This window comes from Haloleucobacter albus, from assembly GCF_052492075.1.
The window spans coordinates 1-19,197 of record NZ_JBQWAS010000016.1; the positions used below are offsets into that span (position 1 = coordinate 1).

Annotated in this window: 16 protein-coding genes and 1 tRNA gene; 3 read left to right on the forward strand and 14 right to left on the reverse strand. The window is 59.9% G+C overall.

All coding sequences use genetic code 11. The features are described 5' to 3' along the window. Window positions 1-131 precede the first annotated feature (131 nt). Window positions 132-338 (forward strand): helix-turn-helix transcriptional regulator, encoded by a 207-nt coding sequence (locus tag ACT6QH_RS02140; protein ID WP_444973168.1) that lies wholly within the window; start codon window positions 132-134, stop codon window positions 336-338. On the opposite strand, the gene ACT6QH_RS02145 is transcribed toward ACT6QH_RS02140, so the two are convergent. The 6 genes from ACT6QH_RS02145 to surE form a co-directional block, all read right to left on the reverse strand. Next, the gene (locus ACT6QH_RS02145; protein WP_444973169.1) at window positions 289-1,566 is read right to left on the reverse strand and encodes a tyrosine-type recombinase/integrase; all 1,278 of its coding nucleotides are present in this window, start codon (window positions 1,564-1,566) and stop codon (window positions 289-291) included. The two genes, ACT6QH_RS02140 and ACT6QH_RS02145, sit on opposite strands and share 50 nt — an antisense overlap. Before the next feature lie 172 nt (window positions 1,567-1,738). Then, window positions 1,739-1,830, reverse strand: a tRNA-Ser gene (locus ACT6QH_RS02150). A 142-nt stretch (window positions 1,831-1,972) separates the two neighbouring features. After that, a complete protein-coding gene (locus ACT6QH_RS02155; protein WP_444973170.1) occupies window positions 1,973-4,060 on the reverse strand; it encodes a tetratricopeptide repeat protein in 2,088 nt (695 codons plus the stop codon). Window positions 4,061-4,214: 154 nt separating this feature from the next. After that, on the reverse strand, window positions 4,215-7,775 hold the full coding sequence (mfd, locus tag ACT6QH_RS02160; RefSeq protein ID WP_444973171.1) for a transcription-repair coupling factor: 3,561 nt from the start codon (window positions 7,773-7,775) through the stop codon (window positions 4,215-4,217). A gap of 60 nt (window positions 7,776-7,835) precedes the next feature. Continuing rightward, window positions 7,836-8,132: an FAD assembly factor SdhE gene (locus tag ACT6QH_RS02165; RefSeq protein ID WP_444973172.1), complete on the reverse strand. Its 297-nt coding sequence runs from the start codon at window positions 8,130-8,132 to the stop codon at window positions 7,836-7,838. A 156-nt stretch (window positions 8,133-8,288) separates the two neighbouring features. Further along, window positions 8,289-9,056, reverse strand: coding sequence for a 5'/3'-nucleotidase SurE (gene surE / locus ACT6QH_RS02170; RefSeq protein WP_444973173.1), 768 nt, complete (start codon window positions 9,054-9,056; stop codon window positions 8,289-8,291). A gap of 354 nt (window positions 9,057-9,410) precedes the next feature. Between surE and lldD the strand changes: the two genes are divergently transcribed. Further along, on the forward strand, window positions 9,411-10,544 hold the full coding sequence (gene lldD, locus ACT6QH_RS02175; protein ID WP_444973174.1) for an FMN-dependent L-lactate dehydrogenase LldD: 1,134 nt from the start codon (window positions 9,411-9,413) through the stop codon (window positions 10,542-10,544). 107 nt (window positions 10,545-10,651) lie between these two features. After that, a complete protein-coding gene (locus tag ACT6QH_RS02180; RefSeq protein ID WP_444973175.1) occupies window positions 10,652-11,443 on the forward strand; it encodes a hydroxypyruvate isomerase family protein in 792 nt (263 codons plus the stop codon). Window positions 11,444-11,504: 61 nt separating this feature from the next. On the opposite strand, the gene serS is transcribed toward ACT6QH_RS02180, so the two are convergent. The 8 genes from serS to ACT6QH_RS02220 all read right to left on the reverse strand — a co-directional run bounded on the left by serS (window position 11,505) and on the right by ACT6QH_RS02220 (window position 18,972). Continuing rightward, a complete protein-coding gene (gene serS / locus ACT6QH_RS02185) occupies window positions 11,505-12,968 on the reverse strand; it encodes a serine--tRNA ligase (RefSeq protein ID WP_444973176.1) in 1,464 nt (487 codons plus the stop codon). Between the two features lie 133 nt (window positions 12,969-13,101). Beyond that, entirely contained in the window at window positions 13,102-13,923 is an 822-nt protein-coding gene (tatC, locus tag ACT6QH_RS02190) for a twin-arginine translocase subunit TatC (RefSeq protein ID WP_444973177.1), read from the reverse strand. A gap of 13 nt (window positions 13,924-13,936) precedes the next feature. Continuing rightward, on the reverse strand, window positions 13,937-14,581 hold the full coding sequence (gene tatB, locus ACT6QH_RS02195; RefSeq protein WP_444973178.1) for a Sec-independent protein translocase protein TatB: 645 nt from the start codon (window positions 14,579-14,581) through the stop codon (window positions 13,937-13,939). Between the two features lie 75 nt (window positions 14,582-14,656). After that, window positions 14,657-14,902 (reverse strand): twin-arginine translocase TatA/TatE family subunit, encoded by a 246-nt coding sequence (locus ACT6QH_RS02200; RefSeq protein ID WP_444973179.1) that lies wholly within the window; start codon window positions 14,900-14,902, stop codon window positions 14,657-14,659. Between the two features lie 141 nt (window positions 14,903-15,043). Beyond that, the gene (gene scpB / locus ACT6QH_RS02205; RefSeq protein WP_444973180.1) at window positions 15,044-15,760 is read right to left on the reverse strand and encodes an SMC-Scp complex subunit ScpB; all 717 of its coding nucleotides are present in this window, start codon (window positions 15,758-15,760) and stop codon (window positions 15,044-15,046) included. Further along, window positions 15,757-16,584 (reverse strand): segregation and condensation protein A, encoded by an 828-nt coding sequence (locus ACT6QH_RS02210; RefSeq protein ID WP_444973181.1) that lies wholly within the window; start codon window positions 16,582-16,584, stop codon window positions 15,757-15,759. The genes scpB and ACT6QH_RS02210 overlap by 4 nt, the downstream gene beginning before the upstream one ends. Window positions 16,585-16,586: 2 nt before the next feature. Continuing rightward, window positions 16,587-17,600, reverse strand: a complete 1,014-nt coding sequence (gene nagZ, locus ACT6QH_RS02215; protein ID WP_444973182.1) for a beta-N-acetylhexosaminidase — start codon at window positions 17,598-17,600, stop codon at window positions 16,587-16,589. A gap of 223 nt (window positions 17,601-17,823) precedes the next feature. Beyond that, window positions 17,824-18,972 carry a peptidoglycan DD-metalloendopeptidase family protein gene (locus ACT6QH_RS02220; RefSeq protein WP_444973183.1) on the reverse strand — a complete coding sequence of 383 codons (1,149 nt, stop codon included), beginning with the start codon at window positions 18,970-18,972 and terminating at the stop codon, window positions 17,824-17,826. Window positions 18,973-19,197: the final 225 nt, after the last annotated feature.

Consider the following 19,197-nt stretch of genomic DNA (forward strand, 5'->3'; position numbering starts at 1 on the left):
GAGGTGGTGCTGCGCCCCTTCCGGGGGGAACTCACCCCCCTTGAAAGTACCTCGGCCGATTATGACTATCGCGGCGCGGCCAGCCAGGGCGGCGAAATCGACGATGAAATACAGTTTTGAGGGAGGCGAGGATGGAAGAGAATTTCGTTTCTTTGTCGGAAATCAAGAAGTTACTATCCGTCAGCACCGCCACGGTCTATCGCTGGATGGAGCACGAGGGCTTGCCGCGCCCCATCCGGTTTTCGCCCCAAACCGTCCGGTGGAAACAGTCTGAAATCAATGCATGGATCATGCAGAAGCAAGCATCTTCAGGGGCGACGCGCGGCGCGGCCCATTGACAAGTTCTGCGGCAGGGCGCTGGCCATCCATCAGGAGGTCCGCCCACTCCTGTGCCAGTTCGGCCCGCCGCGTCATGTGCTCCGCACGATTATAGGCCCCTTCAACCCTGTCCTTTGGCGCGTGCGCCAGCATCAGGTCAATAATGTGCCGGTCTGCCGGGAATCGCTCATTCATGACGCTTGAGAAAGCGGCCCGCCAGCCATGCGGGACGTGGCGGTGATGGTATCCGGCCCGATTGAGGAGATAGCCCAGCGCATTTTCGCTGGCCGGCCGATGTGCGCTCCTGCCATTCGGGACCACATAAGGCCCTCGCCCCGTCACTGTGCGCAAGCAGCGGATGGCATCCATCGCCTGCCGCGAGAGCGGCACGAAATGATCGCGACTGCTGTCATCCTTCAGGGCTTTGCGCATTTTCATGCGCGCCGCCGGCACGCGCCAGATCGGGTTATCCCGATCCAGATCCTCAAATTCCCCCCACGGCGTTGTAATCAGGGCGCCCGGCCGCAAGGCGGTCAATGCGAGCAATCTCATGGCCAGCTTGTTGGCTGGATGCGCCGGGGTATCATCCACCCGCTGGATAATCTCGCGCGCCAGATCCAGATTCGTGATGGCCGGCTGCCGGCCCTTGACCAAAGGCTTGAGGGCCCTCTCGACGATGGCCGCCGGGTCATTATCCGCCAGACCGCTCGCAATGGCATGGACGAATACGGCAGACATGCGCTGGCGGACGCGCTTGGCCGTCTCTATCGCGGGGCGCGCCTCTATATCCCGAAGCACGGCGAGAACCTCAGGCACAGTAATCGTGCGCACATCACGCGCGCCGAGAAGCGGGAACACATCGCGCTCAAGGGAGCGCAACACATCACTGGCATGTGGCGGCGTCCAATGCCCTTTATTAATGCCGTGCCATTCCCGCGCCAGGTGCTCAAAGGTGACATTGGCGGCGATATTTACGGCGCGCAGGCCCCTCTTCTTTTCCTCCGCCGGGTTGCGCCCCTCTCTCAATAACCGCTTCTGGGCAACCCGTGCTTCGCGCGCCTCTTGCAAGCTGATATCGGGGTACGGACCGAGGACTAGCGTTTTCTCTTTCCCCTCGATCTCATAACGCAGCCGCCATATTTTCCCGCCCGCAGGCGTCACCGCCGGGAACAACCCGCCGCCATCAGTGAGTCTGTAGAGTCTGTCAGTCGGCTTGGCCTTACGGATTTGGGTATCTGTGAGCGGCATCAACCATCCTCCACAATGTGCCCGGTTTCTCACCCCGCCGATGCCCGGTTGATGCCCGGAAATACGTGAGCTTGGATGAGAAAGAATGGAACAAATAGAGAACGATAATGGCGCAGAAAACCAGCGTTTTCAACGCTTTTGAGAAAGAATGTTTGTGTGTGAGAAAGGTAGGTGGCGGAGACGGAGGGATTCGAACCCTCGAGACCCTTTTGGGGGTCTGCTCATTTAGCAAACGAGTGCCTTCAGCCTCTCGGCCACGTCTCCGGCCCCCTTCCTATGCCGAACCAGCGTTCATTTTGCAAGGCATGCGCGCAGGTTCCACAGGCAGAAAGGTCATTTTTCATGCTGGGGTGTGGAAAAATACAGCCGGATCACCTTTCAAATACGCGCCAGCGAGTAGCGGGGGTCAGACTTGGGTAAGGGGCTCATCCTCATTTACTCCCGCAGCAGCCTCCTGCACTGCCTTCTGGGCGGCGGCACGCGCAGCGGCAGCGGCCCTCCTCTCCTTAACCAGATCTTGGACAGCAGTAGCTATGGACGCGAAAACACCGCCCCATTCCCCAGCCTGTTTCTGTCGAAATAAACGCATCGTGGGATAAAGTGGCGACCGTTCCTCCGTCAGCCCCCAGTACCAGTCGGGCACTGCTCGCAACGCCGTAAAGACCGGCCGGCCGCGAGCGCCTGCGAGATGGCACAGAGCGCTGTCACACGTCACCACCACATCAAGTTGCTGGAGAATGCCGGAGGAATCCAGAAAAACGCCATCCTCGTCACAGGGCTGATCCAGTTTCATGATGCGATCAGCAAAAGAGACCCTTTCAAGCTGATCCGCTGCGCCACCCTGTTGCAGACTGATGAGCGACACGCCCTCTATGGCCGCTAATGGTGCGAATGCCTCCAAGGGGATGGAACGCCCACCATCCACCGTGCGGGCCGGGTCTTCCTGCCAACAAATCCCAATATGCAGGTTTGCCCCCTCCCCCTCGGCCAGATGGCGCCAGCGCAAAACCCTTTCTGGATCCGCAGTAAGGTAAGGGGGGCGCGGCCATTTGGCCGGGTCCGGGTTCATAAGGCCAGGCAAGCTGCCCAGTGGCGCCCACCGCAGGCCGGGGCGGGAGATATCCACGGAAGTCAGATCTGACTGAACTAGAACGCGCGCATCCACCCGGCTGAGCAGAGGAACATTCCGGGCGCTGGTCAGCAGGCGGGTGGCGATACCGCGATCTGCAAGACTGCGCAAATGCCGGGCAAACAGCAATAAATCCGGCAGATGCGTTTCGCCGACCACAATCAGTTCTTCCGGCATCTCCACCCCATCCCAGCGGCGGAAGGAGGGCGTTTCATAAGGTGCGGGCAGAAACCACGAGCGACTTTCATAACCGGCCCAGCCCTCACTCCATTGCCCTCTGGCGAGCTGATCCGTTGCGCGCAGATAAATAGCAGGAGGATAATGGGAATCTGTGCGACAGGCCGCATCTATGCAACTACGCGCCCGCTCAATATCGCCCAGGTCCGCCATCAGGCGCGCCTTGAGGGTCAAGGCCGGGGCATCATCCGGCCATCGCTCCAACGCCGCATTCACATCAGCCAACGCCCCCTGCACATCTCCCAGCTCCCGACGGGCCTCACCCCGCTCGTACAATATTGCCGTGCAGGCCGGGTCCAGCGCCAGTGCCGTGTCACAAATAGCGGCCGCACGGTCGGGCTGGTTCTTGCGTCGCTCCAGCCCGGCCAGTCGGGCCAGAATATCCGTATGCCGTGGTGCGCAGGAAAGGGCCGTATTGAAGGCCAGACGTGCCTCCTCAAAGCGCCCCTGCCCTTCCAGCCCCTGCCCGTGCAGTAAATGCGCCTCATACTGGCGCGGTTCCAATTCCAGCGCGCTTTTTGCAGCAATAACAGCTTCTGCAAAATGGCCAAAATCCAGCAGAATGCCTGCTTTCAGCACCAGAGGCGCTGCTTCGTTTGGCTGACGCCCTACAAGGCGCTCACAATCGGCTAAAGCTTCATTTTGGCGGTTCAGACGTGCATAAGCGCGCGCCCTGTTGGCTAGCGCTTCCGTCGCCTTCGGGTCCAGCGCAACAGCGCGATCATACCGGGCCACAGCATCGCTGTGCCGTCCAAGAGCCGAAAGCGTGTTACCCGCAAGATAATGTGCCTCGGCGGCAGAAGGTTGAAGAGCGCAGGCTGCGTCAAAAGCCACAAGGGCCTTTTCCCATTGGCGCGAAACCTGAAACACTGCCCCCATGAGCATTTGGGCTTCCGCGCGCGTGGGATGCAGGGCACAAGCCTGTCGCGCGCTGGCCATGGCCTCATCAGGATGCCCGGCCTGAAGCAGCGCGAAAGTCAGCAGGCGCTGAGTATCCAGAGCCGTGGGCTGCGCCTTGAGAAGATGACGATAGATTTCTATCGCTTCATCATAGCGCCCCTGACGATGCAACTCCGTCGCCCGGCTGAATGCAGTGCGCGCGTCTTGCGGCATGAATGCTTCCCCCACAAACGCTTTCAGAAACCTTCATAAGGCAAGTTGCACGCAGCAAGAGTGACGCAATCGAAAAATCAGGAAAAAATGTGGCACTCGTCGGAAAGCGAGCCACCCTTTCTCCATCCGAAACAATTCACTCATTCAGAGCCTGAAGCTCTGCCACTGCCTACAATTTCTTTTTCTGCGCCAGCACAGCCAATTTTTTCAAGACATCCAGCGTGCCTTTCAGCCGAGCCTCTGCGGAAGGCCACTCGCGGATAAACACCACCTTGAAGTCTGGCCTGACCTTGGCGGCAGTTCCCTCATTGGAGATCAGCTTCACAAGGCCGGAAGGATCGACGAATTCATTGTTGCGGAAAGCCAGCACCAGCCCCTTCGGCCCAGCATCCACCTTCTCGACATTGGCTGCACGCGCCAGCGCCTTGATCTTGGCGAGCTGGAGCAACTGTTCCACCTCCGGTGGCGCGGAGCCGAAACGATCCGTCAGTTCGGCACCGAAGGCGTCAATATCCTGATCCTCGACCAGATCGGCCAGACGGCGATACAGCGCCAGCCGCACATGCAGATCACCCACATACTCCTCGGGGATCAGCACCGGCGTACCGATGGTGATGTTGGGCGACCACTTGTCATCCACATAATCAGTGATACCGGCCTTGAGATGCGCGATCGCCTCTTCCAGCATCTCCTGATAGAGTTCGTAGCCGACCTCCTTGATATGGCCAGATTGCTCATCGCCGAGCAGATTGCCCGCGCCGCGAATATCCAGATCATGGCTCGCAAGCTGGAAGCCGGCACCCAGCGTTTCCAGAGACTGCAACACCTTCAGCCGTTTTTCGGCCTGCACGGTCATTGGCTTGTTTTCGGGTACGGTGAAGATGGCATAGGCTCGAGCCTTGGCCCGGCCCACACGCCCGCGCAACTGATAGAGCTGGGCAAGGCCGAACATATCCGCCCGATGCACGATCAGCGTATTGGCATTGGGCACATCCAGCCCGGATTCCACGATGGTGGTGGAGAGCAGCACATCATATTGGCCGTCATAGAAGGCGGTCATGATGTCTTCCAGCGCGCTGGCCGGCATCTGCCCATGCGCGACGGCGACCTTCACCTCTGGCACGGCGGCTGCCAGGAAGTCGCGCACTTCCGCCAGATTCTCGATACGCGGCACCACATAGAAGCTCTGCCCGCCGCGATAACGCTCGCGCAGCAGCGCTTCGCGCACGATCAGCGGATCGAATGGCGTGACGAAGCTACGGACTGCAAGGCGATCCACCGGCGGTGTCGCGATGATGGACAGCTCACGCACACCCGTCATAGCCAGTTGCAGCGTGCGTGGAATGGGGGTGGCCGTCAGCGTCAGCACATGTACTTCGGCGCGCAACTGCTTCAGGCGCTCCTTGTGGCTGACGCCGAAATGCTGCTCCTCATCCACGATGACAAGCCCCAGATCCTTGAAGTGGATGGATTTTCCAAGCAACGCATGAGTGCCAACCACAATATCGACCGTGCCATCGGCCAGCCCCTTCTTCACAGCCGTCAGCGCCTTGCCCGTGACCATGCGCGAAGCCTGACCGATATTCACCGGCAAGCCCTGGAAACGCTCCTCGAAGGTCTTGAAATGCTGGCGGGCCAGAAGGGTGGTGGGCACCACAACAGCCACCTGCTTGCCAGAAAGAGCCGCGACGAAGGCCGCACGCAGGGCCACTTCGGTCTTTCCGAAGCCCACATCGCCACAGACCAGACGGTCCATCGGGTGGCCGGAGGCCAGATCATCCAGAACCGCCTCGATCGCAGCATCCTGATCGTCTGTTTCCTCGTAGGGAAAGCGGGCGCGGAATTCATCATAGAGGCCGGCGGCGGGCTCAAATTTCGGCGCTTCGCCAAGCTGCCGCTGGGCTGCGATCTTGATAAGAGCCGACGCCATCTCGCGGATGCGCTTCTTCATCCGCGCCTTGCGGGCCTGCCAGCCCCCGCCGCCCAGCTTGTCGAGCTGCGCCTCGGTATCCTCCGAGCCATAACGGCTCAGGAGTTCCAGATTCTCCACCGGCAAGAAGAGCTTATCGCCACTCGCATAATGCAGTTCCAGGCAATCATGCGGCTGGCCCATGGCGGCAATGGTCTTCAGCCCTATAAAACGGCCGATACCATGGTCCACATGCACCACCAGATCCCCGGCGGTCAGCGCCGTGAGTTCCGAAATCACATCCTGCGGTTTGCGGGCACGGCGCTTGGGGCGCACCAGCCTGTCGCCGAGAATATCCTGTTCGCCGATGACAGCCAGCTCCGGCGTTTCAAAGCCGGTTTCCACCCCCAGAACCGCCAGGGCGGCCTGATTGCGGGGCATGGCAGCCAACAGCGCATAGCGGGAAACGGCCGCGGCATTTGTCAGCCCGTGATCCGCCAGCACAGTGCCCAGCCGATCCCGCGAGCCTTCAGACCAGCCGGCGAGAATAACCTTCTTGTGTTTCTGTAACTCACGCACATGGGCCACGGCGGCATCAAACACATTGCCTTCCGGGTCGGCCCTCTCGGCGGCGAAGGAACGTCCGGCAACGCCCTCCAGATCGAACACCTCCCCCTTCGCCCCCTCGGGAATGGCGAAAGGTGTCATATGCGCCAGTCGGGCCGCGGCGGCGTGTGCGCTCCATTCATCCCCGGCGAGATAAAGCTGATCCGGCGGCAGGGGGTTATAGACCGTGCCCACGGCGCCCATTTCCAGCGCATCCTTGCGGGCCTGATAATAATCGCGGATCTGCGCCACACGCTCGCCGGCCGCTTCTTCAGCCAGATTATCCAGCAGAAGCGGGCCGTCATCCAGATAATCAAACAGCGTATCCATGCGCTCATGAAAGAGCGGAAGCCAGTGCTCCATGCCTGCATGGCGACGGCCTTCGCTCACCGCTTCATACAGCGTATCGCCCTTCTGGGCTGCGCCAAACTCGGCCACATAGGCCATGCGGAACCGGCGCATCGTATCTGTGGTGAGCTGAAACTCTGCCATGGGCACCAGTTCCAGGGATCGCAACTGGCCGGTGGTGCGCTGGGTTTCAGGATCGAAGGCGCGGATACTTTCCAGTGTGTCGCCGAAGAAATCCAGCCGAATGGGAGCCTCGTATCCGGGCGGATAAAGATCAATCAGCCCGCCGCGTACGGCATATTCGCCGGTATCGCGCACGGTTGAAGAGCGCAGGAAACCATTACGCTCCGCCCATTCCACCACCCCATCCAGAGCGATGGTATGGCCGGGGGCAGCCGAAAGAGACTGGGCTGCAACCAGCGCCTTGGCCGGAACGCGCTGCACCGTGGCGTTCACCGTGGTGAGCAGAACGCTGGCAGAGCCACCTTCCACCCGCGCCAGCCGGGCCAGAGTGGCCATTCGCCGGGCGACAATGGCCGCATTTGGCGAGGCCCGGTCATAGGGCAGGCAATCCCAGGAAGGGAAAGAGAGCACTTCAAGCTCGGGCGCAAAGAAACTGAGGCCGCGCTCCAGCGCCGCCAGCCGTTGCCCATCGCGACACACCACGGTCAGGCTGGGCCATGGCGCCTTTTTTTCTGCGGCGATGACACGGGCCAGATCCCCCACGACCATGGCCTCCATCCCATCTGCCACACGGGCGAAATGGAGAGGCCGGCCTTTGACCAGCGCTTCGGCGACAAGACGGGGGCGCTTCACGGGAAAACTCCGGGGCAACGGGTCGCCCCCGCCAGAGGCGCGAGCAGACATGGGGCATTAAAAGGGGGGCTGATAAAAGAGGCCCTGACCAGAACAGAACGCGACGAACCCTTATTCCGGCAAGCCGCGACCGGAGAGGTGAAACTCTTTCATCTTGTGAAATAGCGGGGTGTCATACTCTGCCGGCAGGGGCACCGTATCGCTCACCCACGAGAAGATGTCATGGTCCTGCGCGTCCACCAGATGCTCGAAGTCATCCAGCTCACCATCGGAGAGATTTCCGATTTCGACATCAGCAAAACGACCCATGACAAGGTCCATCTCACGAATGCCCCGGTGCCAGGCCCGATACAGAAGGCGACGACGGCGCGGGTCCAGATCAGCACTGGTACGGGGGGAGCTTTTCATGCGCACTCTCCAAAGCAATATGGCGGGCGGGCCCATGGCCCGTCCGTGCCTGAACGCGAAGCTCTTGGCTTATAGGTGCATGTGCCGTTCAATTCCAGAACTGCTTCAACGGCACAGCGCATGTTGCAAGCCATGGCGAGATACACGCCGTTGCGGTTACTTCTCAGAAAACAGAAGCGCAAGACGCGTCATCAGCGGTTCATCTGTCATATCGAGCCGCAGCGGAGTCACGGATACGCGCTTCTCATCCATGGCCTGAAGGTCGGAGCCCGGAGAGGCGCTGTAACTGCGACGCTCAAAAGCAATCCAGTAATAAGGATTTCCACGCCCATCCCGACGCGGATCAATCTTGAGAAGCTGCTGATCGCGCGTGCCCTGAAAGGTGGCGGAAACGCCCAGCACTTCATCTGGCAGACAATCGGGAAAATTCAGGTTCATCACGATGCCTGCGGGAATCCCCTCATCCAGCAGCTTGCGGATCACTGCCGGGGCGTGGCGCTCGGCAGTTTCATAACCGGGATAAACCGGGCTTTGAGGGCCAAAAGCTTGCGAAAGCGCAATCGAGGGAATGCCGAGAATCGTCCCCTCAATGGCTCCCGCGACAGTGCCGGAATAGCTCACATCCTCGGCAATATTCTGCCCGCGATTAATACCCGAGAGCACCAGATCCGGCGGGTTATCGTGCAGCAGATGACGCACGGCCATGATGACGCAATCGGTCGGCGTACCCTTCACGGCAAACCGCTGGGTATCAATCTGTCGTAACCGCAGCGGATCGGAAAGGGAGAGCGAATGCGCCACGCCGGACTGGTCAGTCTCTGGCGCCACCACCCAGACATCCTCTGAAAAATGGCGCGCAATGCGCGCGCAGGCATCAAGACCGGGAGCGTGAATGCCATCATCGTTGGTGACCAGAATGCGCATCTGTTCCTCTTCATCCTTCAGCGAAGCCCGGCAGCACGATAGTGGCCCACCACCACCAGAGCAAGCTGTTGAATTTATTAGGCATGCACAGGCTGTCTTCCCATGCGCCTTTGCCTCTAAAGCGCCAGAATGCCGCGCCTTCAATACATCCCGCAGAAAGTTATCGGACAGGACAGCCCATGTTGCGCCCCCTGCAAGCGTTTGCGTGGCTGAAATGACAGCATGGGGAATATTGTTATGCGAAAAACAATTTTTGGCCCTGGCATGTGGGGCTCAACATCGCTTCAAGATACTATCCCATCTGGCATGGCTGCCCGCCCTGCATCTCCTCGCCCCTGATCTGGAATTGAGAACATGATCGTGTCATCGCTTGCCGATTATCGAGAAGCGGCCCGGCGTCGGCTGCCGCCCTTCCTGTTCCACTATATTGATGGCGGGGCTTACGCAGAGCATACTTTGCGCCACAATGTTTCAGACCTTGCGGAAATAGCGTTGCGCCAGCGTGTTCTGCGAAACATGAGCGATCTGGACCTGCGCACAGAGGTTCTCGGTCAAAAGCTGAACATGCCGGTTGCCTTGTCACCTGTAGGCCTCACAGGCATGTATGCACGCCGGGGTGAAGTGCAGGCCGCACGCGCCGCCTCCGCACATGGCGTGCCCTTCACGCTTTCAACGGTTTCCGTCTGCCCTATTGAAGAGGTGCAGCCACAATCCGCCAAACCCATCTGGTTTCAGCTTTATGTTCTGAAAGACAGGGGCTTCATGCGAAATGTGTTGGAGCGAGCACAGGCGGCGGGCATCAACACCCTCATTTTTACGGTGGATATGCCCGTGCCGGGCGCGCGCTATCGCGACATGCATTCGGGCATGTCCGGCCCTCACGCCAAGCTGCGTCAGATATTCCAGGCGATGACACACCCACTCTGGGCCTGGGATGTGGGAGTGCAAGGCACCCCACATGACCTTGGAAACATCTCCACCTATCGCGGCCAGCCAACCAGGCTGGAAGACTATATCGGCTGGCTCGGGGAGAATTTCGACCCCTCCATCAGCTGGAAGGATTTGGAATGGATCCGCGATTTCTGGAAAGGCCCCATGGTCATCAAGGGTATTCTGGATGTTGAGGATGCACGTGACGCGGTGCGTTTTGGAGCGGATGGCATCGTTGTGTCCAACCATGGCGGACGCCAGCTGGATGGAGTTCTCTCCTCGGCTCGGGCCCTGCCCGCCATTGCCGATGCCGTGAAGGGAGACCTGACCATTCTGGCTGATTCCGGCGTGCGCTCGGGGCTGGATGTTGTGCGGCTTCTGGCTCTGGGGGCTGATTGCGCCATGATGGGCCGTGCTTTCATCTACGCCCTGGCGACCGCAGGCGAGGCGGGCGTGTGTAACATGCTGGAGATTCTCGCCAAGGAAATGCGCGTGGCCATGACGCTGACTGGCGCACGTTCCATCGCGGAAATTGATCGCAGCATGCTTGCGACCTGAAGGCGCCCCTTTGCATTTTTGTCGGCATGAGCCAGTGAGGCTTGTGCCGGCTTGTTGGGAGGCGTCTTTCACGCTGTCTCCATAGAACACCGACAGGAACAAGATTTATGCAGTTTTCCGCCAATCTTGGTTTTCTGTGGAATGACCTGCCTTTGCCTGATGCCATTCGGGCGGCGGCGCAGGCCGGCTTTGATGCGGTAGAATGCCACTGGCCCTATGACACGCCAGCCGGGCAAACCTCTTTGGCCCTTGAGGAAGCCGGCCTCGCCATGCTCGGGCTCAATACCAGCCGGGGAAAGACGGGCGAGAACGGGCTATCCGCTCTGCCGGGACGAGTGGCGGAAGCTCGTGCGGCTATTGATCGGGCAGTTGAATATGCTGTGGCCATTCGGGCGCAATCCGTTCACGTCATGGCAGGTGTGGCATCCGGCCCCGAAGCGCACGACACTTTCTGCTGTAATCTTCAATATGCCTGCGCACGCGCCGCGCCACATGGGCTAACCATTCTCATCGAGCCGCTGAACATTCGTGATGCGCCGGGTTATTTTCTGCGCACAGCGCAACAGGCCGCCGACATCATCCAGAATCTGGGCCTGTCCGAACTACGCCTGATGTTTGATTGTTATCATCAGCAGATCACGGGTGGGGATATCTGCTGCACATTTGAGAGGCTTCTTCCCATCATCGGGCATGTTCAGATCGCATCTGTTCCAGCCCGCAGCCGCCCGGATGAGGGCGAACTTGATTATAGCTACGTCCTCGCCAGAATCGGTGCGCTGGGCTGGTCCCGGCCAGTTGGTGCGGAATATCGTGCACGCAGCCTGACAGAGCACACGCTCGGCTGGCTGCCAACCTACAGGGCCATTCCTGTCCGCCCCTCGCCTCAGGCGAATGCCTGAGCCCGCACAGCTGGCGGATCAGACAAAAAAGGCACCGAATTTCTCCGGTGCCTTTTTGATATCATTTCAGCTTTTCAATGGTTTTGAGGCCGCCCATATAGGGGGCCAGAGCCTCAGGCACCGCAACCGAACCATTTTCCTGCTGATAGGTTTCCAGCACAGCCACCAGAGCCCGCCCCACAGCGACGCCAGAACCATTCAGCGTGTTCGCGAAACGTAGCGCCTTTTCCCCCTTGACCCGATAGCGCGCATTCATGCGGCGGGCCTGGAAATCACCGCACAGGGAGCAGGAGGAAATCTCACGATACGCCTGCTGGCCGGGCAACCACACCTCAATGTCATAAGTTTTCTGCGCGGCGAAGCCCATGTCACCCGTGCAGAGCGTGACGACACGATAATGCAGATCCAGCTTCTTCAGCACGGCCTCGGCGCAGGAGAGCATCCGCTCCAGCTCATCAGCAGAACTCTCCGGCGTCGTGATGGACACCATCTCCACCTTGGTGAACTGATGCTGACGGATCATGCCGCGCGTATCGCGCCCGGCTGCCCCCGCCTCTGCCCGGAAGCACTGGGTCAGCGCCGTCAGACGCATGGGCAGTTCTTCTTCCGAAAGAATACTTTCGCGCACCAGATTCGTCAGCGGCACTTCCGCCGTGGGGATGAGCCACAGGCGGTTGGAAAGCTGGGCCTTCCTCAACTCAGTGGCGATGTTGACCTTGTTCAACGCCACTTCAGCTTCAACACCCTGCGCCAGAAGAGCCTCAATCTGCGCATTCATATTGCTTTGCGCCTGAGACAGAGCTTCCTCAAATTCCGCCATGCGGAAAGTCGGGAACTGGTCTTCTTCAAATTTGGGGAGCTGCGCTGTGCCGAACATGGCGTCATCACGCACCAGAAGGGGCGGGTTGACCTCCATATAGCCATGCTCTGCGGTATGGGTATCCAGAAACAGCTGGCCCAACGCACGCTCCATACGGGCGAGCGGCCCCCTGTTCACGACAAAGCGCGCGCCGGAAATGCGGGCCGCCTTTTCAAAATCCATCTGGCCGAGATCTTCACCAATCTCGAAATGCTGACGGGGGGTGAACCCATATTCACGCGGTGCGCCATAGCGATGATCTTCACGCTCGACATTGGCGCTTTCATCCAGCCCCAGCGGCACCTCGGGCAAAGGCATATTGGGAATTCTGGAAAGCTCTCCCGCCAGCATATGTTCCACAGCGCGGGCTTCAGCCTCAAGCTCCGGCAGATCAGCCTTCAGCTTGGCCACTTCAGCCATCAGGCTCTGCGCCTTGTCTTCGTCCTTGGCGGCCTTGGCCTGCCCGATTTCCTTGGAGGCCGCATTCCGGCGCGCCTGCAACGTTTCCAGGGAAGTGAGGGCCGAACGCCGTTGTTCATCCAGCCCATGCAGCTTCTTGACCAGCAATTCCGCACGCAGCTTCGCATCGCTTGAATTGCCACCGCGACGAGAAAGGGCCGCAACGAGCTCTTCCGGCTGTTCCCGAATCCACTTGATATCGTGCATGGCCTGCCTCCGCCGCAATAAGCGCGCGCCGCCCCTTTTTCATGAAGGCAATGGCTGGCTCGCGCCTGTAAATACATAAAACCAGACAAGCTGATCGCCGGCACCGCACAGCGGGCCGGCAGGTTCAAAGCGTTCAGTCCGCAGAAGATTCTGGCGTATTCTCTGCCGCATCTTCTCGCGCCCGGCGCTTTTCAACTGCCCCGACCAGATAGACGGATATCTCGTAAAGAAGGAGCGTCGGCAGAGCAAGGGCAAGCTGGCTGACAACATCTGGCGGGGTTGCAATTGCAGCAACCACGAATATGCCGACGATCGCGTAACGGCGAGCCTTTCGCAGCATCTGCTGGTTGACCACGCCAATCCGCGCCAGCAAGGTGAGAATAACCGGAAGTTGAAAACAGAGCCCGAAAGCCAGAATAAGAGTGGTAATCAGGGAGAGATATTCGGAAACCCGTGGCAACAGCGAAATTTCCGCCTGCCCATCTCCTCCCGCCTGCTGCATGCTGAGAAAGTAGATCATGGCCATTGGCATGGCGATGAAATACACGAAGGCTGCACCCGCCAGAAAACAGAAGGGAGTTGCGATCAGATAAGGGCGAAATGCCGCCCGCTCATTCCTGTAGAGCCCTGGCGCAACAAACATGTAAAGCTGCGCAGCAACTACAGGGAAAGACAAGAACGCAGCCCCGAATAGCGCCAATTTAATCTGAGTAAACAAAAACTCCTGCGGCGCAGTATAAATCAACTTCATACCCGGCGCGAAATCATTTGCGAATTCATAGGGCCACAGCAGAATATTATAAATCTGCTTCGCAAACAAAAAGCACAAAAAAAACGTCAGCAAGAACGCCGCGAGCGATTTGATTAACCGGCTGCGCAGCTCCGTCAGGTGCTCGATCAATGGTGCCTTGGAGGCGTCAACCTCATCCTCGGCCGTCATGCGGGTATCATTCATGGGAGAGGATAGCTCACGATGCCTTAGGGTGGACTGAGGGGAGATCTTCAGCCGGGCTGCTCTGGGAAGCAGGAGGCAGCCCGCCCTCTGCAACGGGCGCGCTCACCACAGGTGGTTCCAGCGGCGTGATTTCCACGGAAGAAACAGGCGGTGGGGGCAACACATCATCCAGCGGGTCTGGAACAAGCGCCGCACTGCCCCCCTCTTCACCGGCCATGGCCTTGCGGATCTCATCACGCATATCGTGCAGAGCCGCACTTTCCGGTGGCGCGACCGGGGCCTCTCTCCCCGCCTCGGGCCCAGCAACAGGCTGTGCTGAAGCCTCCACAGCGGCGGGAATAGACGCAACAGCCGCCCCTGCACCTGTCACAGTCGAGCGGATTTCATCCCGGATATTGCTCAAAGGATCGAACAAGGCCTTGGGAGAAACGGTCTTCCTTGCCGTCTCGGCAATGGAGGATATGTCCTTGGTGACGTCCTCCATGTCCGCTTCGCGCAGCGCATCCTGAAACTGCCCCTGAAAGTCGCCAGCCATGCGACGCACCTTTGTGACGGTGCGCCCCACGGTACGTAGGACAGCGGGTAAGTCTTTCGGGCCGATGACAATCAGCGCCACGCTCCCGACCAGCAATAATTCAGACCAGCCGATCTCGAACATTTGCGCCTCAAGCCCGCGGCCCAGCCGCGCTCCTCACTCAGGTGTTGGACATACGTTGCGTCGCATAGCGGCCATTCAGACCGGCTTCTTCTCCGCTTCAGCACTCTTGGTGGCTTGATGCGGAAGGGGGCGCGGCTCGGCGGTTTCTGTGCTGCCACTGGCGGCCGGCTTATCCTGATCCTCGTCGTCAGCAAGGCCCTTCTTGAAGGACTTGATACCCTTTGCCACGTCGCCCATCAGATCGGAAATCTTGCCGCGACCGAACAGCAGGAGCACCACGACCAGTACGATCACCCAGTGCCAGATGCTCAGTGAACCCATCCCGTCTTCCTCCGAGAGGTAACTTGCTCCCGCCGCACATCGGCTGGGACTCTTCAGAAAAGACAGTAAGCATGCCAAAAGGCGAAAACAAGGATGCCCGACAAGCTGATTTAACAATTGCACAAATATAGGGCACGGGCCTCAGTTTTCATCCTCGTCTGCGGTGGGCAATGGCGAAAGGGTGAAATCCAGCGGTTCCGGTTCCACAGGCTCTTCGTCCTCATGCAACTGGGGATCATCTGAAGGCAGAGGGATGGAGAAGCCCGCAGGAATGCGCCCATCCAGAAGCCCCGCCCCCTTCAGCTCATCAAGGCCGGGCAGATCCTGAACGCTGTCCAGCCCAAATTGCACCAGAAACGCCGGTGTGGTGCCATAAGTTACAGGCCTTCCGGGCGTCCTACGCCGACCGCGCAACCGGATCCAGCCGGTCTCCAGCAGCACATCCAGCGTACCCTTGGAAGTGGAAACACCGCGAATGTCTTCAATTTCCGCGCGTGTCACCGGCTGGTGATAGGCGATGATGGCCAGCACTTCCACCGCCGCGCGGGAAAGCTTTCGCTGTTCCGGTGCCTGTTCATTGAGCACCGGCGCGAGATCCGGGGCTGTGCATAACATCCAGCCCCCTGCCACGCGCAACAGATTCACGCCCCTCGGAGCATAGTCACGCTGCAAGGCCTCCATCAAAGCTCCAACATCCGCCTTTGCGGATAAATGCGGACGCAAGGTCGTAGATGTCTGCGGTTCAGCAGAGGAGAAAAGCCGCGCCTCGATGATCCGCAAATCCTGAGCAAAAACAAAGGCGCGCTCATCATCCGGGCGCACATCGAACAGATCTATACGGGGAACCGGACGCTTCATGCTGCCTCCCCGCCCGCAGTTTCAACGATCTGCGGGCGCGCCCTGAGCCAGAGAGGGGCGAAGGGCGCATCCTGCCGAATATCCAGAACCCCCTCCCGCACCATTTCAAGACTGGCGGAAAAACTGGAGGCAATGGCCGTTACACGCTGCTCAGGCGTGGCGCAATATTCCAGAAGGAACTCATCCAGACGCATCCAGTCTACCAGCACTTCCGCGCCGAGCAATTTCTCCAGGCGCGCCCGAGCGTCGGCCAGAGACCATACGGCCCGCATCTTGAGAGTAACAGCCGAAAGCACCTGCGTCTGTCTCTGCCGGGCATAAGCGGAAAGCAGATCGAACAGAGAGGCCGTATAGGTCACCGGGCGATCCTCCCCGCCCCCGATATCCGGCACCACCCGTGCAAACCTGTCACGTCCCACCTGCTCTCGCGCCATCAAACGCGCACCGGCGATGCGGATACGTTCCAGATGACGCAAGCGGCGAGTAATGGCAGCGGCCATCTCTTCCGCGCTTGGGCCCTCCTCTTGCGGAGGAGCCGGCAGCAACAGACGGGATTTGAGATAAGCCAGCCAGGCAGCCATCACCAGATAATCCGCCGCCAGTTCCAGCCGTCCTCGACGCGCTTGCTCGATGAAGGCGATATATTGGTCAACCAGCGCCAGAATGGAAATATGTGTCAGGTCCACCTTCTGGGTGCGCGCAAGCGACAGCAGCAGATCAAGCGGACCTTCAAACCCATCCAGATCGACAACGAACGCACCTTCTCCCGCATGTTCGGGGCGGTCTTCACCCGAAGGATCAAAGGTATCGTCATCATCGTGCATTGTCAGGCTGAAACTCCGAGCAAACGCACCAGTTGGGCGCGCAGCGTCACGCCATCAACGGGACCGGGGGCCCGACGGAAACTCAGAGCCCGCTCCGCCCGCTCAGCTGCTCGCCCATCCAGAAGCGGCGCGTGGCTTGCCACCACGTCCATCTCCATCAGCTTGCCATTGCAGTGCAGCAGCATGTCACAGCCTGCGGAAATCGCGCTCTGGCAACGGGTGGCCATATCGCCCGCGAGCGCCCCCATGGAAAGGTCATCGCTCATCAGCAGGCCATCAAAACCGATCTGCCCGCGAATGATCTCATCGATCATCAGGGGCGATGTCGTCGCTGGCGCATCCGGGTCGAGAGCTGCATAGACAACATGAGCCGTCATGGCCATCGGCATGTCTGCCAGCGGCTGAAAGGCGGCAAAATCTGCCTTTTCCAATTCATCCCGGCCAGCTGTCACCACAGGCAGTTTCTCATGGCTGTCCACCGGTGCACGCCCATGGCCGGGAATATGCTTGATGACGGGCAGAACGCCGCCTTCCATCAGCCCCTCGGCAGCGGCGCGGGCCAGCGTGGAAACCACCTTCACCGTTTCCCCATAGGCACGATTGCCGATGATGCCGTGCCCATCGGGGTGGCGCAGATCAACCACAGGCAGGCAATCCACATCAATACCAAGCGCGAACAAATCCGAGGCAATCGCGCGGGAGTTCAGGCGCACGGCCTCCAGCCCACGGGCCTTGTTCTTCTGGTAAAGCGCACCGAACAGCTCAGCCGGCGGATATTCCGGCCAGTGTGGTGCGCGCAGGCGCTGAACCCGTCCGCCTTCCTGATCAATGAGCACCGGAGCCTTCCACCCCACGGCCGCCCGCATCTCGGCCACCAGAGCCCGCACCTGATCCGGCGTTTCCACATTCCGCGCGAAGAGGATGAAGCCCCACGGGTTGCTGGAGGCAAAGAAAGCCCGCTCTTCCGCCGTGAGGCGCAAACCGGAACAACCCGCAATGAAGGCTCGTGATGTCATGCTCTGCCCTTGCAAAATCGGTGACGAAAACAACCGTCAACAACAGCTTCACCGCGTGCGAGGCGAAAGCGCCACGGACTGTCGCGTTTAAGTAGATCGTATGAATCGCCCAGACACAGCGTCAAGCTGTCCGCAGCTCACGCGGCTCTGAACCATGGGGCTGGGTTTTGCAAACAAAAACGGCCGGGTCATAACCCGGCCGCCGGTCCAAATTCTTTGGCGCTCAGAGACCCGCCACATACTGGCTGGGGTCCACAGCCTTGGAACCCTTGCGAATTTCAAAATGAAGCTGTGGAGACTGCACGTTGCCGCTCTGCCCGGCCTTGGCGATGATCTGGCCGCGGCGCACCTTGTCGCCACGCTTCACGGTCAACTCGCTATTGTGAGCATAAGCGGTGACATAGCCATCCGCATGCTTCACCAGAACAAGATTCCCGTAGCCCTTCAGCTCATTGCCGGCATATGCGACCGTGCCATCTTCAGCGGAACGCACCGAAGTACCTTCCGGCACGGCGAAGTTCACACCCTCATTACGTGTGCCGCCCGGCTTTGGCCCAAAGCTCGCAATCACACGCCCCCGTACCGGCGCACGAAACTGAGGCCCACTGACGCCTGCCTTGCGCGGCTCGTCTTCCACCGTATTCACGGCTTCCGCCACCTTCGCAGCCGTTTGTGCCGGCGCAGGCACAGCGGTGCGGGTGATGGTTGCGGCTCCAGCCGTTGTTGCAGCCGCCGTGACGGCGGTCGAAGTGGCTGCCGCCATTGCCGGACGAGATGATGGCACGGGCGCTACGGCCGGCGCCATGGCTGCGGCTTGCGCCCCAAGCGTGGAAGCTGGCGCGCCCATCGCCGTTGTTGCAGCAGATGTCGCCGCAGTCGAGGCCGTGGCAGTTGCCGTCCGCACCTGCGACTGCACATTACCGACACCCTGGTTCACACTCTGCGCAGCAGACTGAAGGGGCGTTACGGCAGCCGCAACCTGCGGAATGATGAGGCTCTGGCCAGCACGCAACCCATAGCCGCCCATCATGTTGTTGGCCGTCGCCAAGGCTGACGTCTGCACGCCATAACGCTGGGCGATGGATGTCAGCGTCTCGCCCTGCTGCACCACATGCGTTGCAGCATAATTGGTGCCATAACCCTGCTGGGCGACAGCCGCAGAGGCATAGGATGCCGCCTGCCCGCCATAGCCCTGCGCTCCATATTGCTGGGCACCATAGGCCGGCGCACCATAGCCCTGCGCGGAACGACCCGCGCCGAGCGAACCTGTTACTTCGGGAGCTGAATAAGCACCAGTCTGGACGCCATCAGCGCCAAAACGGCTTACATCCGAGCTGCATCCGGCGATAGCACCAGAAACAAGGCCAAGCACGGCCACTCGCGCAAAGACTTTACGCCCCCTGGTTCCGTCTGAATTACGCATCTGCCCGCACTCGCACGCCACAAAAGATCATGAGCCCATTAGAAAGGGTAGGCGTAAACGTCACCTTAAGGGCGCGCGTACGGATAACGCCTTCCCCACCTTCCGGCCGAGATTGTGGCAAAAACACAACTCTAAATGGCATGACTTCACATCATGATGTCGCCCAATGAGCAG